The organism is Bacillus sp. FSL K6-0138, assembly GCF_037982765.1.
In the GTDB taxonomy this organism is placed as follows: Bacteria; Bacillota; Bacilli; order Bacillales; family Bacillaceae; genus Bacillus; species Bacillus glycinifermentans.
The window spans coordinates 4,173,994-4,191,096 of sequence record NZ_CP150286.1; the positions used below are offsets into that span (position 1 = coordinate 4,173,994).

12 protein-coding genes are annotated in these 17,103 nt (G+C 51.0%); 5 read left to right on the top strand and 7 right to left on the bottom strand.

Annotated elements, in window-relative coordinates; translation table 11 throughout:
* Window positions 1–14: 14 nt before the first annotated feature.
* The 3 genes from MHB78_RS21950 to MHB78_RS21960 all read left to right on the top strand — a co-directional run bounded on the left by MHB78_RS21950 (window position 15) and on the right by MHB78_RS21960 (window position 3,050).
* Window positions 15–1,313 carry a hemolysin family protein gene (locus MHB78_RS21950; RefSeq protein WP_046130349.1) on the top strand — a complete coding sequence of 433 codons (1,299 nt, stop codon included), beginning with the start codon at window positions 15–17 and terminating at the stop codon, window positions 1,311–1,313.
* Window positions 1,314–1,469: 156 nt separating this feature from the next.
* A complete protein-coding gene (locus MHB78_RS21955) occupies window positions 1,470–2,681 on the top strand; it encodes an ammonium transporter (protein WP_046130348.1) in 1,212 nt (403 codons plus the stop codon).
* 18 nt (window positions 2,682–2,699) lie between these two features.
* Complete coding sequence (locus MHB78_RS21960; RefSeq protein ID WP_046130347.1) at window positions 2,700–3,050, top strand: P-II family nitrogen regulator; 351 nt, start codon at window positions 2,700–2,702, stop codon at window positions 3,048–3,050.
* A 165-nt stretch (window positions 3,051–3,215) separates the two neighbouring features.
* Here MHB78_RS21960 and MHB78_RS21965 read toward each other — a convergent pair whose 3' ends face one another.
* The 3 genes from MHB78_RS21965 to MHB78_RS21975 form a co-directional block, all read right to left on the bottom strand.
* Entirely contained in the window at window positions 3,216–3,788 is a 573-nt protein-coding gene (locus MHB78_RS21965) for an ATP-dependent Clp protease proteolytic subunit (RefSeq protein WP_046130346.1), read from the bottom strand.
* A 13-nt stretch (window positions 3,789–3,801) separates the two neighbouring features.
* Window positions 3,802–4,410: a sigma-70 family RNA polymerase sigma factor gene (locus MHB78_RS21970; RefSeq protein ID WP_046130345.1), complete on the bottom strand. Its 609-nt coding sequence runs from the start codon at window positions 4,408–4,410 to the stop codon at window positions 3,802–3,804.
* A gap of 131 nt (window positions 4,411–4,541) precedes the next feature.
* Window positions 4,542–5,405 carry a M23 family metallopeptidase gene (locus MHB78_RS21975; RefSeq protein ID WP_046130344.1) on the bottom strand — a complete coding sequence of 288 codons (864 nt, stop codon included), beginning with the start codon at window positions 5,403–5,405 and terminating at the stop codon, window positions 4,542–4,544.
* 144 nt (window positions 5,406–5,549) lie between these two features.
* Here MHB78_RS21975 and MHB78_RS21980 point away from each other — a divergent pair, with 144 nt between their 5' ends.
* Window positions 5,550–6,056 (top strand): GNAT family N-acetyltransferase, encoded by a 507-nt coding sequence (locus tag MHB78_RS21980; protein WP_046130343.1) that lies wholly within the window; start codon window positions 5,550–5,552, stop codon window positions 6,054–6,056.
* A gap of 46 nt (window positions 6,057–6,102) precedes the next feature.
* Here MHB78_RS21980 and MHB78_RS21985 read toward each other — a convergent pair whose 3' ends face one another.
* On the bottom strand, window positions 6,103–6,546 hold the full coding sequence (locus tag MHB78_RS21985) for a YwnF family protein (protein ID WP_046130342.1): 444 nt from the start codon (window positions 6,544–6,546) through the stop codon (window positions 6,103–6,105).
* A 237-nt stretch (window positions 6,547–6,783) separates the two neighbouring features.
* Here MHB78_RS21985 and cls point away from each other — a divergent pair, with 237 nt between their 5' ends.
* Entirely contained in the window at window positions 6,784–8,232 is a 1,449-nt protein-coding gene (cls, locus tag MHB78_RS21990) for a cardiolipin synthase (RefSeq protein ID WP_046130358.1), read from the top strand.
* Window positions 8,233–8,276: 44 nt separating this feature from the next.
* Here the strand turns inward: cls and MHB78_RS21995 are convergent, their stop codons facing one another.
* Genes MHB78_RS21995 through MHB78_RS22005 form a run of 3 tightly spaced genes read right to left on the bottom strand, consistent with a single transcriptional unit; the run spans window position 8,277 to window position 17,103 of the window.
* Entirely contained in the window at window positions 8,277–9,713 is a 1,437-nt protein-coding gene (locus MHB78_RS21995) for an MDR family MFS transporter (RefSeq protein ID WP_046130341.1), read from the bottom strand.
* A gap of 2 nt (window positions 9,714–9,715) precedes the next feature.
* Window positions 9,716–9,940, bottom strand: a complete 225-nt coding sequence (locus tag MHB78_RS22000; protein ID WP_046130340.1) for an MbtH family protein — start codon at window positions 9,938–9,940, stop codon at window positions 9,716–9,718.
* The gene (locus MHB78_RS22005; protein ID WP_046130339.1) at window positions 9,940–17,103 is read right to left on the bottom strand and encodes a non-ribosomal peptide synthetase; all 7,164 of its coding nucleotides are present in this window, start codon (window positions 17,101–17,103) and stop codon (window positions 9,940–9,942) included. The genes MHB78_RS22000 and MHB78_RS22005 overlap by 1 nt, the downstream gene beginning before the upstream one ends.

Here is a 17,103-nt window from a genome sequence, read left to right on the forward strand (position 1 = left end):
CGGAAGGCCTTGCATTGGATTTTATAAAACTGGCGGCAGTGGCGATTTTAATCGCGCTTACGGGGTTTTTCGTAGCGGTTGAATTCGCCATCGTTAAAGTAAGAAGGACAAAGATCGACCAATTGATCGTGGAAAAAAGAAAGGGGGCGCTTGCCGCAAAAGAAGTAACCTCACATCTTGATGAATACTTATCGGCCTGTCAGCTCGGGATAACGGTGACGTCGCTCGGCCTCGGATGGCTCGGTGAACCGACGATGCAGAGCCTGCTGCATCCTGTTTTTGCAGCACTCGGCTTGCATGAGTCTGTCACGCACGTGCTCACGTTTTTGGCCGCTTTTTTGATCGTCACCTATTTGAACGTGGTCATCGGCGAACTCGCGCCTAAAACGTTCGCCATCCAGAAAGCGGAGAACATCACGCTGCTGTTTGCAAGGCCGATGATCTTGTTTTACAGGGTAATGTTTCCGTTTATTTGGCTGCTCAATCAATCGGCCCGCGTCATCACCGGAATGTTCGGGTTAAAGCCGGCCGCAGGGCAAGAATTGGCCTATACGGAGGAAGAGCTGAGAACCCTTTTGTCTGAAAGCTATCAAAGCGGAGAAATTAATCAAAACGAATTAAAATACGTGAACAACATTTTCAAGTTCGACGAACGGATGGCAAAAGAAATCATGGTTCCCCGGAATGAAATGACCGTCTTGTCTCTTGAAGACGGTACGGAAAAGGCAAAACGGCTGATCAAGAAAACGAAGCATACCCGGTTTCCGGTGGTACAGGAAGACAAGGACCACATCATCGGGATGATCAACATAAAAGAATGGCTGCTCGCTGAGCTTGCGGGCAAAGGTTCCTTTGAAACCGGCCAGCTTAAGAAGTTTATCCATCCCGTCATTCGCGTGATCGAAACGATTCCCGTCTATCAGCTGTTCGCCAAAATGAGGAAAGAGCGCACACATATGGCGATTCTCGTCGATGAATACGGAGGAACGTCCGGTCTTGTAACGATTGAAGACATCATCGAGGAAATCGTCGGCGACATACGCGATGAGTTTGATACCGAGGAAGTGTCAGACATTCGCAAAATCAAAGAAGACCATTACATCCTGAACGCCAAAGTGCTTGTCAGCGATGTAAACGATCTGCTTGGGATCCACTTGTCAGATGAAGAAATCGATACAATCGGCGGCTGGTTTCTGACACAAAACGTCGACACCGGGCCCGGGACCGAGATTCAATGCGACGGCTACAATTTTAAAGCGAAAGAAATGGACGGCCACCGGATCGTCTGGATCGAAGTGACAAAGGCTGATTGAGGCGGTTTCTGACTCTTGTCTCAGGCGAACCGTTTCCCCTCCTGCTGCTTTTCTCCCAAAAAACCATGTTAGGAAATCTTACATGTTCGTCATGATATCGTTCTTTTATCACTATAATTGAAAAAAACATCACTTTTTACGACGGAGGAATGTAACATGCAAATGGGGGATACAGTATTCATGTTCTTTTGCGCTCTGCTCGTGTGGCTGATGACGCCGGGCATCGCTTTATTTTACGGGGGACTGGTAAGAAGCAAAAACGTGCTGAGCACGGTGATGCATAGTTTGTCATCGATCGCCATCGTATCGGTCATATGGATTTTGTTCGGATATTCTCTCGCTTTCGCACCGGGGAATCCCCTGATCGGAGGTTTTGAATGGCTCGGGCTGAACGAAGTCGGATTTGACCCGAATTCCGATTATTCGGAGACGATCCCGCATACACTCTATATGATGTTCCAATTGACGTTCGCTGTGCTCACGACAGCGATTATTTCCGGAAGCTTTGCTGAACGGATGCGTTTTCCGGCCTTTATTCTGTTTTCTGTGCTGTGGGTCGTGCTTGTCTACTCTCCTGTCGCCCACTGGGTATGGGGCGGAGGCTGGCTTGCAGAACTGGGAGCCCTTGATTTCGCGGGCGGAAACGTCGTCCACATTTCATCAGGCGTCGCCGGACTTGTCGTTGCGATCGTTCTCGGCAAGCGGAAAAACATCAGCGACACGGCGCCCCACAATTTGCTTTTAACATTGCTGGGCGCGGCGCTGATCTGGTTCGGGTGGTTCGGGTTTAACGTCGGAAGCGCACTGACACTTGATGAAGTGGCGATGACCGCTTTTATCAACACCAATACGGCGGCGGCCGCCGGAGTGATCGGCTGGGTCCTGGTCGAATGGCTGATCAATAAAAAACCGACAATGCTCGGAGCGGTCTCCGGCGCCATTGCGGGACTTGTCGCAATTACACCGGCCGCCGGTTTCGTCACTCCGTTCGCTTCTGTTTTTATCGGATTTGTAGGCGGCGCCGTCTGTTTCTGGGGCGTGTTTTCTCTCAAGAAGAAATTCGGCTATGACGATGCGCTTGACGCATTCGGCCTTCACGGAATCGGCGGAACGTGGGGAGGCATTGCAACGGGCTTGTTTGCCACTACATCGGTTAATTCGAACGGAGCTGACGGCCTGTTCTACGGAGACATCAGCCTGCTTTGGAAACAGCTGATTGCGATTCTCTCAACATATGTGTTTGTTGCAATTGTCACTTACGTTATTATAAAAGTAGTCAGCATTTTCTTTAAGCTTCGTGCAACCGAAGAGGAAGAGTCTCTCGGGCTCGACCTTACGATGCACGGCGAAAAAGCGTATCAAGATTAATTGTCAGGGAGTGATGGAATGAGCGGTCAAATGTATAAGGTTGAAATCGTAACGCGTCCTACAAACTTTGAAGAGCTGAAAACCGAACTGGCCAAAATCGGGGTAACTTCCATTACATTTTATAATGTCCACGGATGCGGCCTGCAAAAAGGACATACGGAGCTTTATCGCGGCGTCAAGCGGGAAAGCAATGTATATGAACGCTTAAAAGTCGAAATCGTCGTCAGCAAGGTGCCTGTCGAAAAGGTCGCCGAGACGGCGCAAAAGGTGCTCAAAACCGGTGAACCCGGAGACGGCAAAATCTTCATTTACGAAATTCAAAACACGATCAACATCCGTACGGGCGAAGAAGGGCCCGACGCTTTATAGACAAGAAGCTCCCGGCGGAGACATGCCGGGAGCTTTTCTAAAAAACTGGGTTTTTTTCCAAATTGTTCACAGTAGAAAATTCATAAATGGATACACGTTAATACATTAACCCACCCGGTTCCTGTCTTTATTATGGGCTATAAGGTTTTTGAGTACTGGTTCTGTTTACAAAACTGCATCAACAATACCGTAAGCCTTCGCTTCTTCGGCATCCATAAAATAGTCGCGTTCCATGTCTTCTTTTAGTTTTTCAAGCGGCTGACCCGTCCGTTCATGGAAGAACTGCTGGATTTTGTCCTTCAGCTTGATGATCCGCCTCGCGGAAATCTCCATGTCCGTCGCCTGTCCTTTGACGCCGCCGAGCGGCTGGTGGATCATGATTTCGCTGTTTTTAAGGGCAAACCTCTTTCCCTTCGTTCCGCCCGCAAGGATGATCGCCCCCATCGAAGCCGCCATCCCGACGCAGATCGTGCGAACATCCGGCTTCACGTACTCCATCGTATCTAAAATCGCATATCCGGCAGAGGTTGATCCGCCGGGGCTGTTGATATAGACCGAAATGTCCTTTTCATTGTCCTCCGCCGACAAAAACAGCAGCTGGGCGGTGACGCGATTGGCGAGATCGTCCGTAAATTCAGAGCCGATCATAATGATGCGGTCTTTCAAAAGCCTTGAAAAAATATCGTAGGATCTTTCTCCTGCCGCTGTTTTTTCAATAACATAAGGAATGGTGTTCATGCCTTTCAGCCTCCTAGGCAGCACACCTCATCATGCTTACGCAGGACGGCTGCGAAGCGCTCGAAAGCCAGGTCCGCTTCGCGTATTCAAGCAGGCGGTCCGGATCATGGCGCACAATCGCGTCGATCAAGAGCCTGTCGTGCTCTGAGCCGCTCTCCCTGATCGCCTCCCTCTGAAGAACGTCAGATGAAAGCCTTTTGACACGCTGGCGCGATCTGAATAAAAGCGATTTGACGGATGATTCCGGTTTGCCGAGCGTTTCGGCGATTTCATGCAGCTGGTAGGAAAACACGTCTTTGAGCAAAAAGATCGTTAATTGCTTCGGCGTTAATTCGGCCGCGAGATGTTTCAGCAGATGCTCGCATTCGTCCGCAGCCCTTATTTCTTCCGTCTGCTCTCCTGACTGATCTGCACCCGAAAGAAAGCATTCGCGCTTTCTTTTTCGAAGCAGGTCAATCCATTTATGCTTTGCAACCGTTTTTTGATAAGCAGGCGAGGCGTCTGCTTGATTGATTTCCATTAATTTCAGGATCGTGTCCTGAGCCAAGTCCTCTGCATCCCATTTATCACCGGTGATCATCATGCAGTATTTCATCAGCGCTTTCTGCTTTAATTCATTCATGAATGAATTCACACTCCTTAAAGAGGCCTCTTACTTTAATAAACGGATTGCCCTTTCGATTTGATACGGGTTTTTTAAAACATTGTAACAAAAAAACGCCTATCTGATTTGATAGGCGTAAACGGTTTGTGTTACGGCTGTGTTGAATCTTTTGTCTGGTCCTCGTCCTGAGCGCCTGAATCGTCAGTTGAATCTTCCCTTTTGGTTTTCCCTTCAGTGTCGTCTTTCGCTTTTTCTTCCGTTTTTGCTTTTTCCTCAACGGAAGGCTGGGCAGGTTCTTTCACTTCAGAAGCTTGCTTTTCCATTGCCTTTTCAATGCTTGACACCGGCTTGTCCATGAAGTTCAGCGGATTTAAAGCGACTCCGTCTTTGCGGATTTCAAAATGCACATGGTTTCCGCCTTCTTCATTGTATAAGTTTTTGCCTGCTTTTCCGATGACTTGATTTTGCTCGATTTTGTCACCCTGCTTGACGCTTACTTCAGAAAGGGATTGATACACGGTTGACAGCCCGTCTTCATGCTCGATTTCAACAACATAGCCCAACACTGGGTCTTTAGCAGCCTTGATGACAGTACCGCTGAGAGATGCGGAAACATCGAACGTTTTTCCGTCTTTCTCCGCCAAGTCGATACCTTTGCTCATGCTATACGTGTTATCATAGTTTACAAGTGCTGCTTCTTTCTCTTCTTTAGATGCATTTGTTTCAAAGAATTTTTTCACGACAGTTACATTCTCAGAATCAATGACCGGCATTGCGACATTTTCGACCGGTTTTCCTACTTCTACCGCGTCATCACGGTTGTCGTAGGCTGACTTTCCATCATCCGCCAGCTTATCTTTCACATCGTTATTGGATGCTGATTGATACCAAAGAACAGCTGTTAAAACAACGACGGCACTGATCAGATAGATGGCCGGGAATACCCAGCGTCTGCGAAAAAACCTTTGCAGCTTTGTGATTTTGGAAGTACGATTCTTTTCTTCCTCTTTCATGCTTTCATCACCTCAGCAACATTCTGAACACTTTTCAGAAAATATATACATTTTAAAAAAACTTTTTTTATTGAATAGATTTTTAGCAGCCGGCCGGACCGGACGCTTACGATAAAAACGGACAAGAAAGGACAGAATAAGATCATGAAATTGCGCATCGCCAAAAAAGAAGACCTTCACACAGTCGTAGACATTTATAATTCCACCATTGCTTCCCGGATGGTTACGGCCGATACAGAACCTGTGACAGCTGAAGATAAGCTCGGCTGGTTTTTGGGCCATACCGAAGCAAGGCCGCTGTATATCGTCGAAAACGACGCGCAGGAGTGCATCGGCTGGATCAGCTTTGAATCGTTTTACGGCCGGCCCGCATACGCGAAAACCGCAGAGGTCAGCATCTACCTTCACGAAGCGCACCGCGGAAAAGGAATGGGATCGGCCGTTTTAAAAAAAGCGCTTGATCAAGCGCCGAGGCTTGGAATCCGTTCATTGATGGCGTTTATATTCGCCCATAATGAACCGAGCATCAACCTTTTTCAAAAACACGGGTTTTCCGAATGGGGGCATTTTCCGGGGATCGCCGAGATGGACGGCAATCGCTACGATTTAAAAATATTGGGGAAAGAATTGAATGAAGCCGGGGCATCTTGACGTTACAACGCAAAAAAGAGCTGTCCGTCAGCTCTTTTTCGTTTTACTATTCAGCAAGGCGCTGCCTTCTGCTTTCTTCTTCATTTAAAAACTCCATGAAATTGCTCATCACCGTAAACGGCTGCTCTTTTACCGCCGTGACATAGCGGTTTTTCCGCTCATCGGAAAGCACTTCGCTTTTTTGCATCCGTTCGAGAATATACTGAAACACCTTTTGCTGGACATTTCTTTTTTGATATGACGACTCTCTGATCAAGGCCATTCCAAAGGCTGCGCCTAATGCGGCGATACCGATTTTGATGAAGGTTTCCGTACCGAAACGAGTCTCTCCCCAGAAAGATGACAGATAAACGAGAGAGATAACGAGCAGCGGAACCGCTGTAAAAAGAAAGATCAGCCGTTTCTTTAATATCGGGGCAGCAACCTGTTTCAGGTTTTCCATTTCTTTTCTCATAAAGGCGGGCATTTGATTAAATGTTTCAAGATCCATAAACATCCCTCCTGCTTGAATGTTACAACAGAAATTCGTGCTTTTTATATTTATATCGTAACTTAGTTCTAACATGTTTTACAGTTTTTTGCCTTATAGCTCCCTTTTTAAAGAAACCTTCCTGCTTTTTTCTCGTATAACATGACATGGTTGCCTGAAAGATAAGTTACTGATATAAATGGAATGTATCAAAACAAATCCGTCTTTGTGAGGTTCAACATGGATATTATTAAAAATATTAGCATCACATCGATATTTCTCGGTTTTGTATTAGTTTTAAACACGCTGCTGGCCATCGTTGTGATCTTCAGGGAGCGCCGCGATGCAAGCGCCTCTTGGGCCTGGCTTCTGGTTCTCTTCTTTATCCCGGTGCTCGGCTTCATCCTTTATTTATTGTTCGGCCATAATTTAAAACGCAAGCACCTCTTTTACTGGGAAGACCAGAAAAAGATCGGGATTGAGAAAATATTGGATCAGCAGCTCGCCAAATTGAAAAATCGGGAATTCCAATTTCGGAACAAGGCGACTACGGACAGCAAAGATTTAATTTATATGCACATCATTAATAATCACGCCGTGTTTACGGAAGATAATGCCGTCGAGCTCTTAACCGACGGGCGCCAAAAGTTCGATCGGCTTCTTCGTGATATTGAAAATGCCAAAGACCACATTCATTTGCAATACTACATTTATAAAGGCGATCAAATCGGAAAGAAGCTGCGCGACGCGCTGATCAAAAAAGCAAAGGAAGGCGTCGAAGTCCGCGTTCTTTATGATGAATTGGGATCAAGAAGACTGCGGAAAAGCTTTTTTAAAGAGCTGAAAAAGGCCGGAGGCTATGTCGAAGTCTTTTTTCCTTCGCGGTTTCGATTTATCAATTTGCGCATGAACTACCGCAATCACCGGAAGCTGGTCATCATCGACGGGTTCATCGGCTATGTCGGCGGATTTAATGTCGGGGATGAGTACCTTGGCCTGAATCCCGCATTCGGCTATTGGCGGGATACGCACCTTCGAATCAAAGGAACGGCCGTCCATTCGATTCAAACGCGTTTTATCCTTGACTGGAATCAGGCCTCCCACCGCCATGACATTACATACAAGCCGAATCTTTTCCCGGAGTGCGGCTCTCACGGAAACATCGGCATGCAGATCGTCACAAGCGGCCCGGATTCGGAATGGGAGCAGATTAAAAACGGCTACATTAAAATGATTTCAACCGCCAAGCGGTCCATATTGATTCAAACGCCTTATTTCATCCCTGACGCAAGCCTTCTTGACGCTCTCAGAATCGCCTGCCTGTCAGGAGTTGACGTCAGAATCATGATCCCGAACAAGCCTGACCACCCTTTCGTCTATTGGGCGACTCTTTCTTATATCGGCGAGCTGCTCAAGGCGGGCGCCTCTGTATTCATTTATGATAATGGCTTTATTCATGCAAAAACGATCGTTGTCGATGAGGAAATTTCTTCAGTCGGAACGGCAAATATCGACATGAGGAGCTTTAAGCTGAATTTTGAAGTGAATGCCTTTTTATATGACGAGGAAATTGCCAGAAACCTTGTGCTGTCATTCGAAAATGATCTGCAAGTATCGAAGGAGCTCACCTATGAAGATTATCAAAACCGGAGCAGAAGCATTCGCTTCAAGGAAGCGATTTCGATTCTCCTGTCTCCGATTTTGTAGCAGGACAAATTGAATCCCCCCGGGATTTCCCAGGGGGATTTTTTCTATTTGCTGTTTCCCGCCGTCCGTTCATCGCGGGCTGCTGATGAGGAGCGCGCACCCATGCCGGGGGCGGCGTCAGCGTCACGGATGCCAAGCGCGAAGCAAAAAGCAGCAATAAGGAGCGCTGACGCACCAAGCAAAGCCGTCCTGTATGCCGCAAGGTCCGGCAGCTCCCCTTCCGTATGCCGGCTCATGACAGCAAGGAGGCAGGACATGATCGCGACGCCTAAAGCAGAGCCGAGCCGATTCTGTACATTGAACAATGTCGTCGCCCGCCCCATTGAAGCTGAAGAGATGTTGGCAAAAGAAGTGACCTGAACAGCACCGACAGCATGGCCTAAGAAAAAGCCGGCCAAAAACAGCAGCATTCTCAGAAACCACGTGTTTGTTCCAGGCCCTGTCAAACTGAGGAGGCCAAACAGCACAGACGCACATAACAATGCGGCAGAGATCAGCCGGCGCGGCCCAAGCTTTGAAAGCGACCGGGGCATGAGCTGAGAAGCGAGCATCAGCCCCAGCGCTTCGGGAAACGTAATCAAGGCGGTATCCAGCGCCGAGTGATTCAGCACCTCCTGATACATCAGCGGAAACACGTAAAGCATGCCAAGCAGTCCGGCCGCCGAGAACAGCGATACAATACTCATCATTCCAAAAACCCGGTCCGCCAGCAAACGCAGATTGAGCAGCGGATGCCGAGCGCGAAGCTCGACCAATACAAGGGCCGTCAGCAAAACGAGTCCCCCGATTCCGGCGGCAAGCACAGCAGGCGACCCGAATCCGTCCGCCGGCCCCCGGCTGAGCGCAAACACCGCAAGCGCCATTCCCGGGGCTGAGAGGAGAAAGCCGGGCAGATCGAATGTTCCGGCATCTGATTCCATATGCTCGTCAAGACATAACAGACCAAACAGCAGAATGATCAATCCAATCGGAACGTTAATGAAGAAAATCCAGCGCCATGACAGCTGATCCGTAAAAAACCCGCTGATGATCGGCCCGAGCGCGGGAGCCACGGCAACCGGAAGAACGAGAACACGCGAAATCTTTGGCCGTTCTTCCGGCGGGAACGTCCTGAACAAAATCGCCATTCCTACAGGAGTGATCAGTCCTCCGCCGGCTCCCTGGATGATGCGGAATAGATTTAAAGCCGCAAGATGTTCAGCAAGCCCGCATAATAGAGAGGCCGTAGTGAACATCCCAAGCGCTATCGAAAAGATCCGCTTGGTACCCCAACGGTCGCCAAGCCATCCGGCAATCGGAAGACATACGGCGAGGCTGACCAGGTAGCCGATATTGACGATGCCGGCGTCCGGCGGGGGCGCCTGAAATTCTTTCATGATGGCCGGCAGCGCCAAGTTGACGACGCTCGCGTCCATCGCGGCCATAAACATCGCCGTGACATATACGATGCTGACAACCGTCCGCTGGTTGAGCGGCCTCATATTTACTCATCACCGCCGTGAACCCCTAGAGCGGGCTTCACGCTGTTCGGCCGCAGATCGCTCCAATTCGAGCTGATATATTCAACACAATCGCTCCGGCTTGATTCCCCAAAAACGACGGCCCAGCCGGCCGGCACGTCAAGAAATGCCGGCCAGAGCGAATGCTGGCCTTCGTTATTCATCAGGACAACATATGTGCCGTCTTCACGTTCAAAAGGATTTGTCATCAGTCTCTCCCCCCTAAGGCATCTAATTTTTCGGCAAGAACGCGTCCAATTTCGGCAAGCGGACCCGGCTGGCATAAATCTTTATGGCGGCAGTCAATATCGTGCTGCTCAATCTGTCCATGAAGATAAGGAAGCCATGATTCCGGCGCAATCGGATCAAACCATTCCGGAATGACGGTTGATCTGAAGAACAAAAGATCACCGTGATAGATATGCGGTTTATATTCGCTTAAAATGCGAACCGAATTCACATAAGTCTCCTTTAGGTTCAATATTGCGGCTTCATCAAGACTAGCCAGTGCACTGCCGTCGCGCCGCAAAAGTTCAATCGCACTCGACAGTTCGAGCGGCTTCCCGTCTCCAAGACTGTCAGGATCATATCCGCCTAAAGCCAGGAGGGCGACAAGCGCTTCCTGCTCGTCCGGAGCATCTTTAATCGGAAGGAAATGGTTCGGGTAAGCGTCAAGCATGACGAGAAGAGAAACTTCTTCGCCCTGTTCCTGAAGCTGGGTTGCGATCGCATGAACTACATTTCCTCCGAGAGACCAGCCGAGAAGGCGGTAAGGTCCGGCCGGCTGAACCTGTTTGATATGAGAGATATAATCGGCGGCCATTTCATCCAGTGTTGCCGGCAGCGCTTCCCGCTGTGCGATGCCGCGCGCCTGCAGTCCGTAAATCGGATATTCCTTGCCGAGCGACGTCATCAAACCGGCATAGCACCAGCTCAAGCCTCCTGCCGGGTGTACGCAGAACAGAGGCAGCTCGCTCCCGCCAGCTCTCAGCGGAAGCAGTACATCCAGCGCACTCTGGCTGCTGCCGACCTCAAGGCGTTCAGCAAGACCGCTGACGGTCGGTGCTTCCAGCAAATCACCGATGCCGAGCTCCGCCCCGATCGCTTCGCGGATTCGGCTGATCAGCTGGACAGCAAGCAGCGAATGCCCGCCAAGCTCGAAGAATCCGTCATCAATTCCAATCCGGGGCACGCTCAAAATTTCTGAGAACAGATCGCACAGTATCTCTTCTTGAGGCGTACGCGGACTTCTGCCCTTAACAGCCGCCGTAAAATCCGGCTCAGGAAGCGCTTTGCGGTCGAGCTTGCCATTCGGCGTCAACGGCAAAACATCAATTTTTACAAATGCCGCAGGCACCATGTAATCAGGCAACGTCCCGGCGGCATACCGGCGCAGCTCTGCCGGATCGGGTTCTGCTTCTGAGGCGGGGACAATATAGGCGATCAGGCGCTTATCCCCGGGCTGGTCTTCCCGAACAACGACAGCGGCCTGATCCACTTCATCGTGCTGAACCAGCACGGCTTCAATCTCGCCCAATTCGATTCGAAAGCCGCGGATTTTAATCTGCTGATCGGCCCGTCCCATATAATCAAGAGAACCATCAGGGCGCCAGCGGGCCAGATCGCCCGTCCGGTACATCCTGCTTCCGGGAGGTCCGTACGGATCAGCGACAAATCGCTCAGCGGTCAAATCCGGCCTTCCCAAATAACCGCGTGCAAGACCGCTTCCGGATACGTAAAGCTCTCCGGCTACTCCCGGCGGAACGGGTTCAAGGCACGAATCAAGCACATAGACGCCAAGATCGGGTATCCCGCAGCCGATCAGGCTGTTGGCTTGCAGAGCCGCAATCTCCCGATTAAGGGGAATATAGCTGACATGCACAGTCGTCTCAGTAATGCCGTACATATTGATCAATCTCGGAAAATTGTCCGAATGCCGCTGATACCATTCTTCCAGCCTGCTCAATTCAAGCGCCTCCCCGCCGAAAATGACAAATCGCAAGGAAAGAAGCCTTCCAATCTCAGGATTGTCGCGATCGGCCTGCATCAGTTGATAAAATGCCGACGGGGTCTGGTTCAGAACAGTCACGCCTTCATTTACGAGCAGACGGAGAAATTCGCCGGGCGTACGGCTGACAGCGTGCGGTACAACGACAAGCCGGCCGCCGTGCAAAAGCGGGCCCCAAATTTCCCATACCGAAAAATCAAAGGCGTAAGAATGGAACATCGTCCACACATCATCTTCATTAAAATGAAACCATTGTTCTGTTATTCCAAAAAGGCGGACTACATTCTGATGCGGGATGACCACCCCTTTTGGCGTACCGGTCGAGCCGGATGTATAAATGACATATGCAGGGTGGAACGGTGACAATGGCTCAAGCCGGTCTTCATCACCCGGATTCATTTCAGCATAATGTTTGAGTTCTTCTTTTACATGCGAATCATCGAGTGTAATCAGCGGTATATCACCGGCAGAAAGGCGCTGGGCAACCTCTGTATTTGTGATGATGCACGCAGGCCGGGAATCAGCCAGCATAAAAGCGATTCTGTCAGCCGGATAATCCGGATCAAGCGGAACATAGGCCGCACCCGCTTTCAGTACGGCCAATAGACCGACAACCATATCCAATGATCTTGGCAGCGCCAAGGCCGCGAATTGCTCAGGGCCGAGCCCTTTGGCAATCAGCAGGCGCGCCAGCCGGTTTGCCCGCTTGTTGAGTTCCCCGTATGTCAGAACAGCATCCTCAAATACGACGGCAATCGCTTCAGGGTTTTCTGCAGCTCGCTCCTCAAACAATGCCGGCAAACTTGCCTCCGGCACGTTGAGCGGAGCTTTGTTCCACTCTCCCAGCAGCATTTGGCGTTCATTAGGCAGCAGGATGTCGAGCCGTCCAATCGGCTGATCAGGGTCGGCTGCGGCGGATGAAAGCAGCCTCACCAGCCGCGCCGCCAACGCTTCAGCCGTAGCGCGCCTAAATAGATCTGTACTGTATTCGAGGAAGCCCGCAATGCCGGCAGGTGTCCCGTCCGCATTCCGATGTTCGCGCAGCTCAATCGTCAAATCAAACTTGGCGGCGCCGACGCTTTTTACCTCAACGGTTGATGTGAGTCCTGGAAGTTCAATGGCCGGTTCAGGCGTGTTTTGAAATGCCAGCATAATTTGAAAAAGCGGATGTCTGGCGCGGGAACGGGCAGGATTGAGAACTTCAACCAAACGCTCAAACGGAAGGTCTTGATGTTCGTAAGCATGAAGATTCACGTTTCTGACCCTGCCGAGAAGCTCTCGAAAGCTCGGATCACCTGATGTATCAGTCCGGAGCACAAGCGTATTGATGAACATCCCGACAAGCCCGCTCAATGAATCGGCGCTTCTGCCCGCGATCGGGCTTCCGACCGGAATATCGCTCCCGGCTCCCATTCTTGTCAGCAATGCGGCAAGCCCTGATTGCAAAATCATGAACAGACTGACTCCGCTTGTCCGGGCCAATTCGAGCAGACGGCCGTGCAGCTTTTCGTCAATGGCGAGCTGAATCGTGCCGCCCTGATAGCTTGATTCGGCAGGCCGCGGAAAATCAGCCGGAAGCTCAAGCTGATCAGGCAGGTGTTCAAGCGTCTTTGTCCAATAGTCCAGCTGTCTTGCAATCAGGCTATCCGGATCGTTCTCACTGCCAAGCAGACGTTTCTGCCAGATGGCATAGTCGGCATACTGCACGGGAAGCGGCTGCCACTCAGGACGTGCACCCTGGCAGCGGGCGCTGTACGCTGCTTCCAAATCGCGGGTCAGGGGCGTCAATGACCAGCCGTCACCGATCATATGGTGGAGAAGCAGCAGGAGAACATATTTGTCTTTCCCGAGCACGAAAAGCTGAGCGCGAAACGGCGGTTCTTCCGCAAGTTTAAAGCTGTATTTTACAGCTTCGACCATGACTCCCTCAAGCTCATGTTCTCTGACATGAGAAACGAGCAGTTCAGGCCGGGCCTTGTCTGGATCAAGTATAAGCTGGCACGCTGTTCCCCGCCTTTCAGGGAAAATCGTTCTTAACGGCTCATGCCGTTCTGCAACATCCCCAAGCGCCGCTTCAAGAGCTTCCCGATTCAGCCGGCCGGACAAATTGACAACAACCGGAATGTTGTAGGTAGGACTTGGCCCTTCCAGACAGTATAAAAACCATAGACGCCGCTGGGCAAACGAAAGGGGAATCTCTTCCCTCCTTTCAAGCTTGCAGAGCGCCGGCCGGGCGCTGCCCGCCCGATCAAGCTGCTTGGCAAGCCCGGCGGGTGTCGGTTCGTCAAATAAACGGGCGATTCCAAGCTCCGCTCCCAGCACATCACGAATACGGCTGACGAGCCGGCCGGCCAGCAGCGAATGGCCGCCGAGATCGAAAAAGCTGTCATCAATGCTGACCCGCGGTATCCCCAGCACCTCAGCAAACAGATCGCACAAAATTTCTTCCTGTGGCGTCCTCGGCTCACGTCCGGCTGCCTGCCCGCTCATCACGGGAGCCGGCAGCGCTTTGCGATCAAGCTTTCCGTTTGGAGTAAGCGGGAGCGCCTCCAACATGACAAATGCGGATGGTACCATATAATCAGGCAGTGTTTCACTGAGATGGCTGCGAAGTTCAGCCGGATCAGGACTCGCTTCAGCAACCGGAACGACATATGCGGCCAGGCGGGGGTCGCCCGGACGGTCTTCCCGAACGACAACGGCGCATTGATGAACATCGGGGTGGCCGGAAAGCACCGCATCGATTTCTCCGATTTCGATGCGAAAACCGCGAATCTTAATTTGATGATCCGCCCGCCCGATATAATCAAGAGAGCCGTCCGAACGCCACCGGACGAGATCGCCTGTCCGATACATCCGGGAGCCCGGCTGCCCGTAAGGATTCGCAATAAAACGCTCGGCCGTCAAATCCGGGCGGCCAAAATAACCGCGCGCCACCCCTGTTCCGGCCACATAAAGCTCGCCTGCCACGCCGGGCGGAACAGGCTGTAAGCCTGCGTCCAACACGTATACTTGTGTGTTCCAAATCGGACGGCCGATTGAAGGCGCTTCTTTCCGGCCGTTTTCCAGGGCGGCACACGTTGACCAAATCGTTGTTTCAGTCGGACCATAAAGATTCGTAATCCGGCAATCCAGTTCTTGCAATCGCCGGGCAAGGCTGTTTGGAAGCGCCTCGCCTCCGACGAGCACTCTGAGTCCGCGGAGCTTTTCCGGAACGCTTGCCGCCAATGCATGCCACAGCGTCGGTGTAGCCTGCATGATCGTGATGTCATGCTTTTCAAGCATGTTCCCCAATACATGCGGATCTTGAACGGTTTCCTTCTCAGCGAGGATAAAGGAGGCACCGCTGATGAGCGGCAAGTAAATCTCTAACGCTGATATATCAAAAGCAACCGTAGTAACTGCCAAAAGCCGGTCATGCTGCTGAAGAGAAAACGTCTCCTGCATGGACAAAAGAAAATTGCATAAGCTTTCAGATTGTACAATGACGCCCTTAGGTCTTCCTGTAGAACCGGACGTATAAATCATATACGCAGGGTGAAGAAGCGAGCGTTTTTTATTGGCAGCCGGATTTTCAGCAGCATAACGGGAAAGGTCATGAATGACGTCTTGTTCGTCAATGACCATTCTTGGTACGTCTCCATTTTCCTGAATGTTTGCCGCAGCCTCCCTCGTTGTAATGACAAGCATCGGCTGTGCATCGCTGAGCATATAATCGATCCGGTCTGCCGGATATTCGGGATCAATAGGCAAATAAGCCGCTCCCGCCTTGAGGACGGCAAGCATGCAGATCACCATTTCCTGTGACCGCGGCAGAGCCAACGCGACAAACCGCTCGGGTCCGGCCCCTCTTTCAATCAGCAGATGGGACAGCCGATTCGCGCGTTCATTCAATTCGGAATAGCTGAGAACGCCGTCTTTAAACACCACTGCCGGCGAGTTTGGATTTTCTTTCACCTGCATCTCGAATAATTCAGGAAGATCGGCTTCCGGAAGGGGATGACCGGTTTCATTCCTCTTGATCAGCGCCTGATGGCGTTCTTCAGGCAGCAGCAGCTCTATTTTTCCAATCGGCATATCTTGCTGGAAACCGGAAATGTTTTTCAGAATAATAAGAAAACGGTGCAGATGTTTTTCAAGTTCGCTTTCCGTGTACACCTCGGGATTTGCATCCATATTCACCTTTAAGCCGCTTCCGCCGGGTCTCCCGTAAATGTTGATCGAAAGGTCGTCTACAGGCCCCGTCGTGATATTGTGAACAATGCCTTGATAACCGGCGAAATTCAAGCTGCCGGCAAATGGCATCAGATTAATCTGCGGCCCGAACAGCCGCTGGTTTTCGCCGAGCAGTTTCAGATCGCGCCGCAGCTCTTCATGACGGTAATGCTGGTGGCGCCTGATTTTTACGATTTCCTCTGATACCTGCTTCATGAGCTTGGCAGCTCCCATCTCCGGCCGCACCGACAAGCGAAGCGGCAGGAGATTCATGACCATGCCGGGAATATTCAACGAAGCCGATTCTAAACGGCACATCATCGGCAATCCGAGAACAACATCCCGTGCGCCTGTTAGGCGATGAACATAAACGGCCGCTGCTGCGATGACTGCTTCATGCCAGCTTGCTCCCATCAAGCCTGCCGCAGACAAGAGGCGGTCTGCATGTTCGGCAGAAAGATGTCCAGAACGGCGGAGAAAACGGTCAGATGTTCTTGGCGCCCTGTCGGCAAGGCTGACCACCTCAGGTTCGTCGCTGAATCGCTCCAGCCAAAACCGGCGGTCTTTTTGATATTGGTCTGAGGAACGATAAACCGAATCTTCCCTAAGAATTGCGGCAAGCGGCCCGAAAGACCTTTCATCATCAACCGCCTTCCCTTGCACAAGTGCGGTATACAGTTTTGAAAGCCGCTCCGCAATAAGCATAAAGCTGTACCCGTCAGTTGCGATATGGTGGGCCCGGTGATACCAGAAGAAAAGATCGGGTGCCGCTTTAAAAAGCGCTTCTGTAAAAAGCGGGCCGCTGCTTAAGTCGATCGGCCGGGCCAGATCGTCCTTCATCCACGCCTCAGCCGCCTTCCTCGGTTCATTCTTTGCACTGACATCAACGAAATGAAGCGGAAAATCTGATGACGGATCAATCACCTGCCATGGTCCGTCATCATCTTCCCCGAATCGGGCATGCAATGTATCAGCGTCTTCAATGACGCGCCGCAGTGCCTGTTCAAAAAGTTCATGATCAATCGGACCGTTGATTTCTACGTATTCAGCGGTATTATAAATCGGATTTTGCGGATCTAGCTGCTGTGCGTACCAAATGCCGGCCTGCGCTCCGGTTAATGGCCTGCGGTTATCTTGACATTCAGGCAT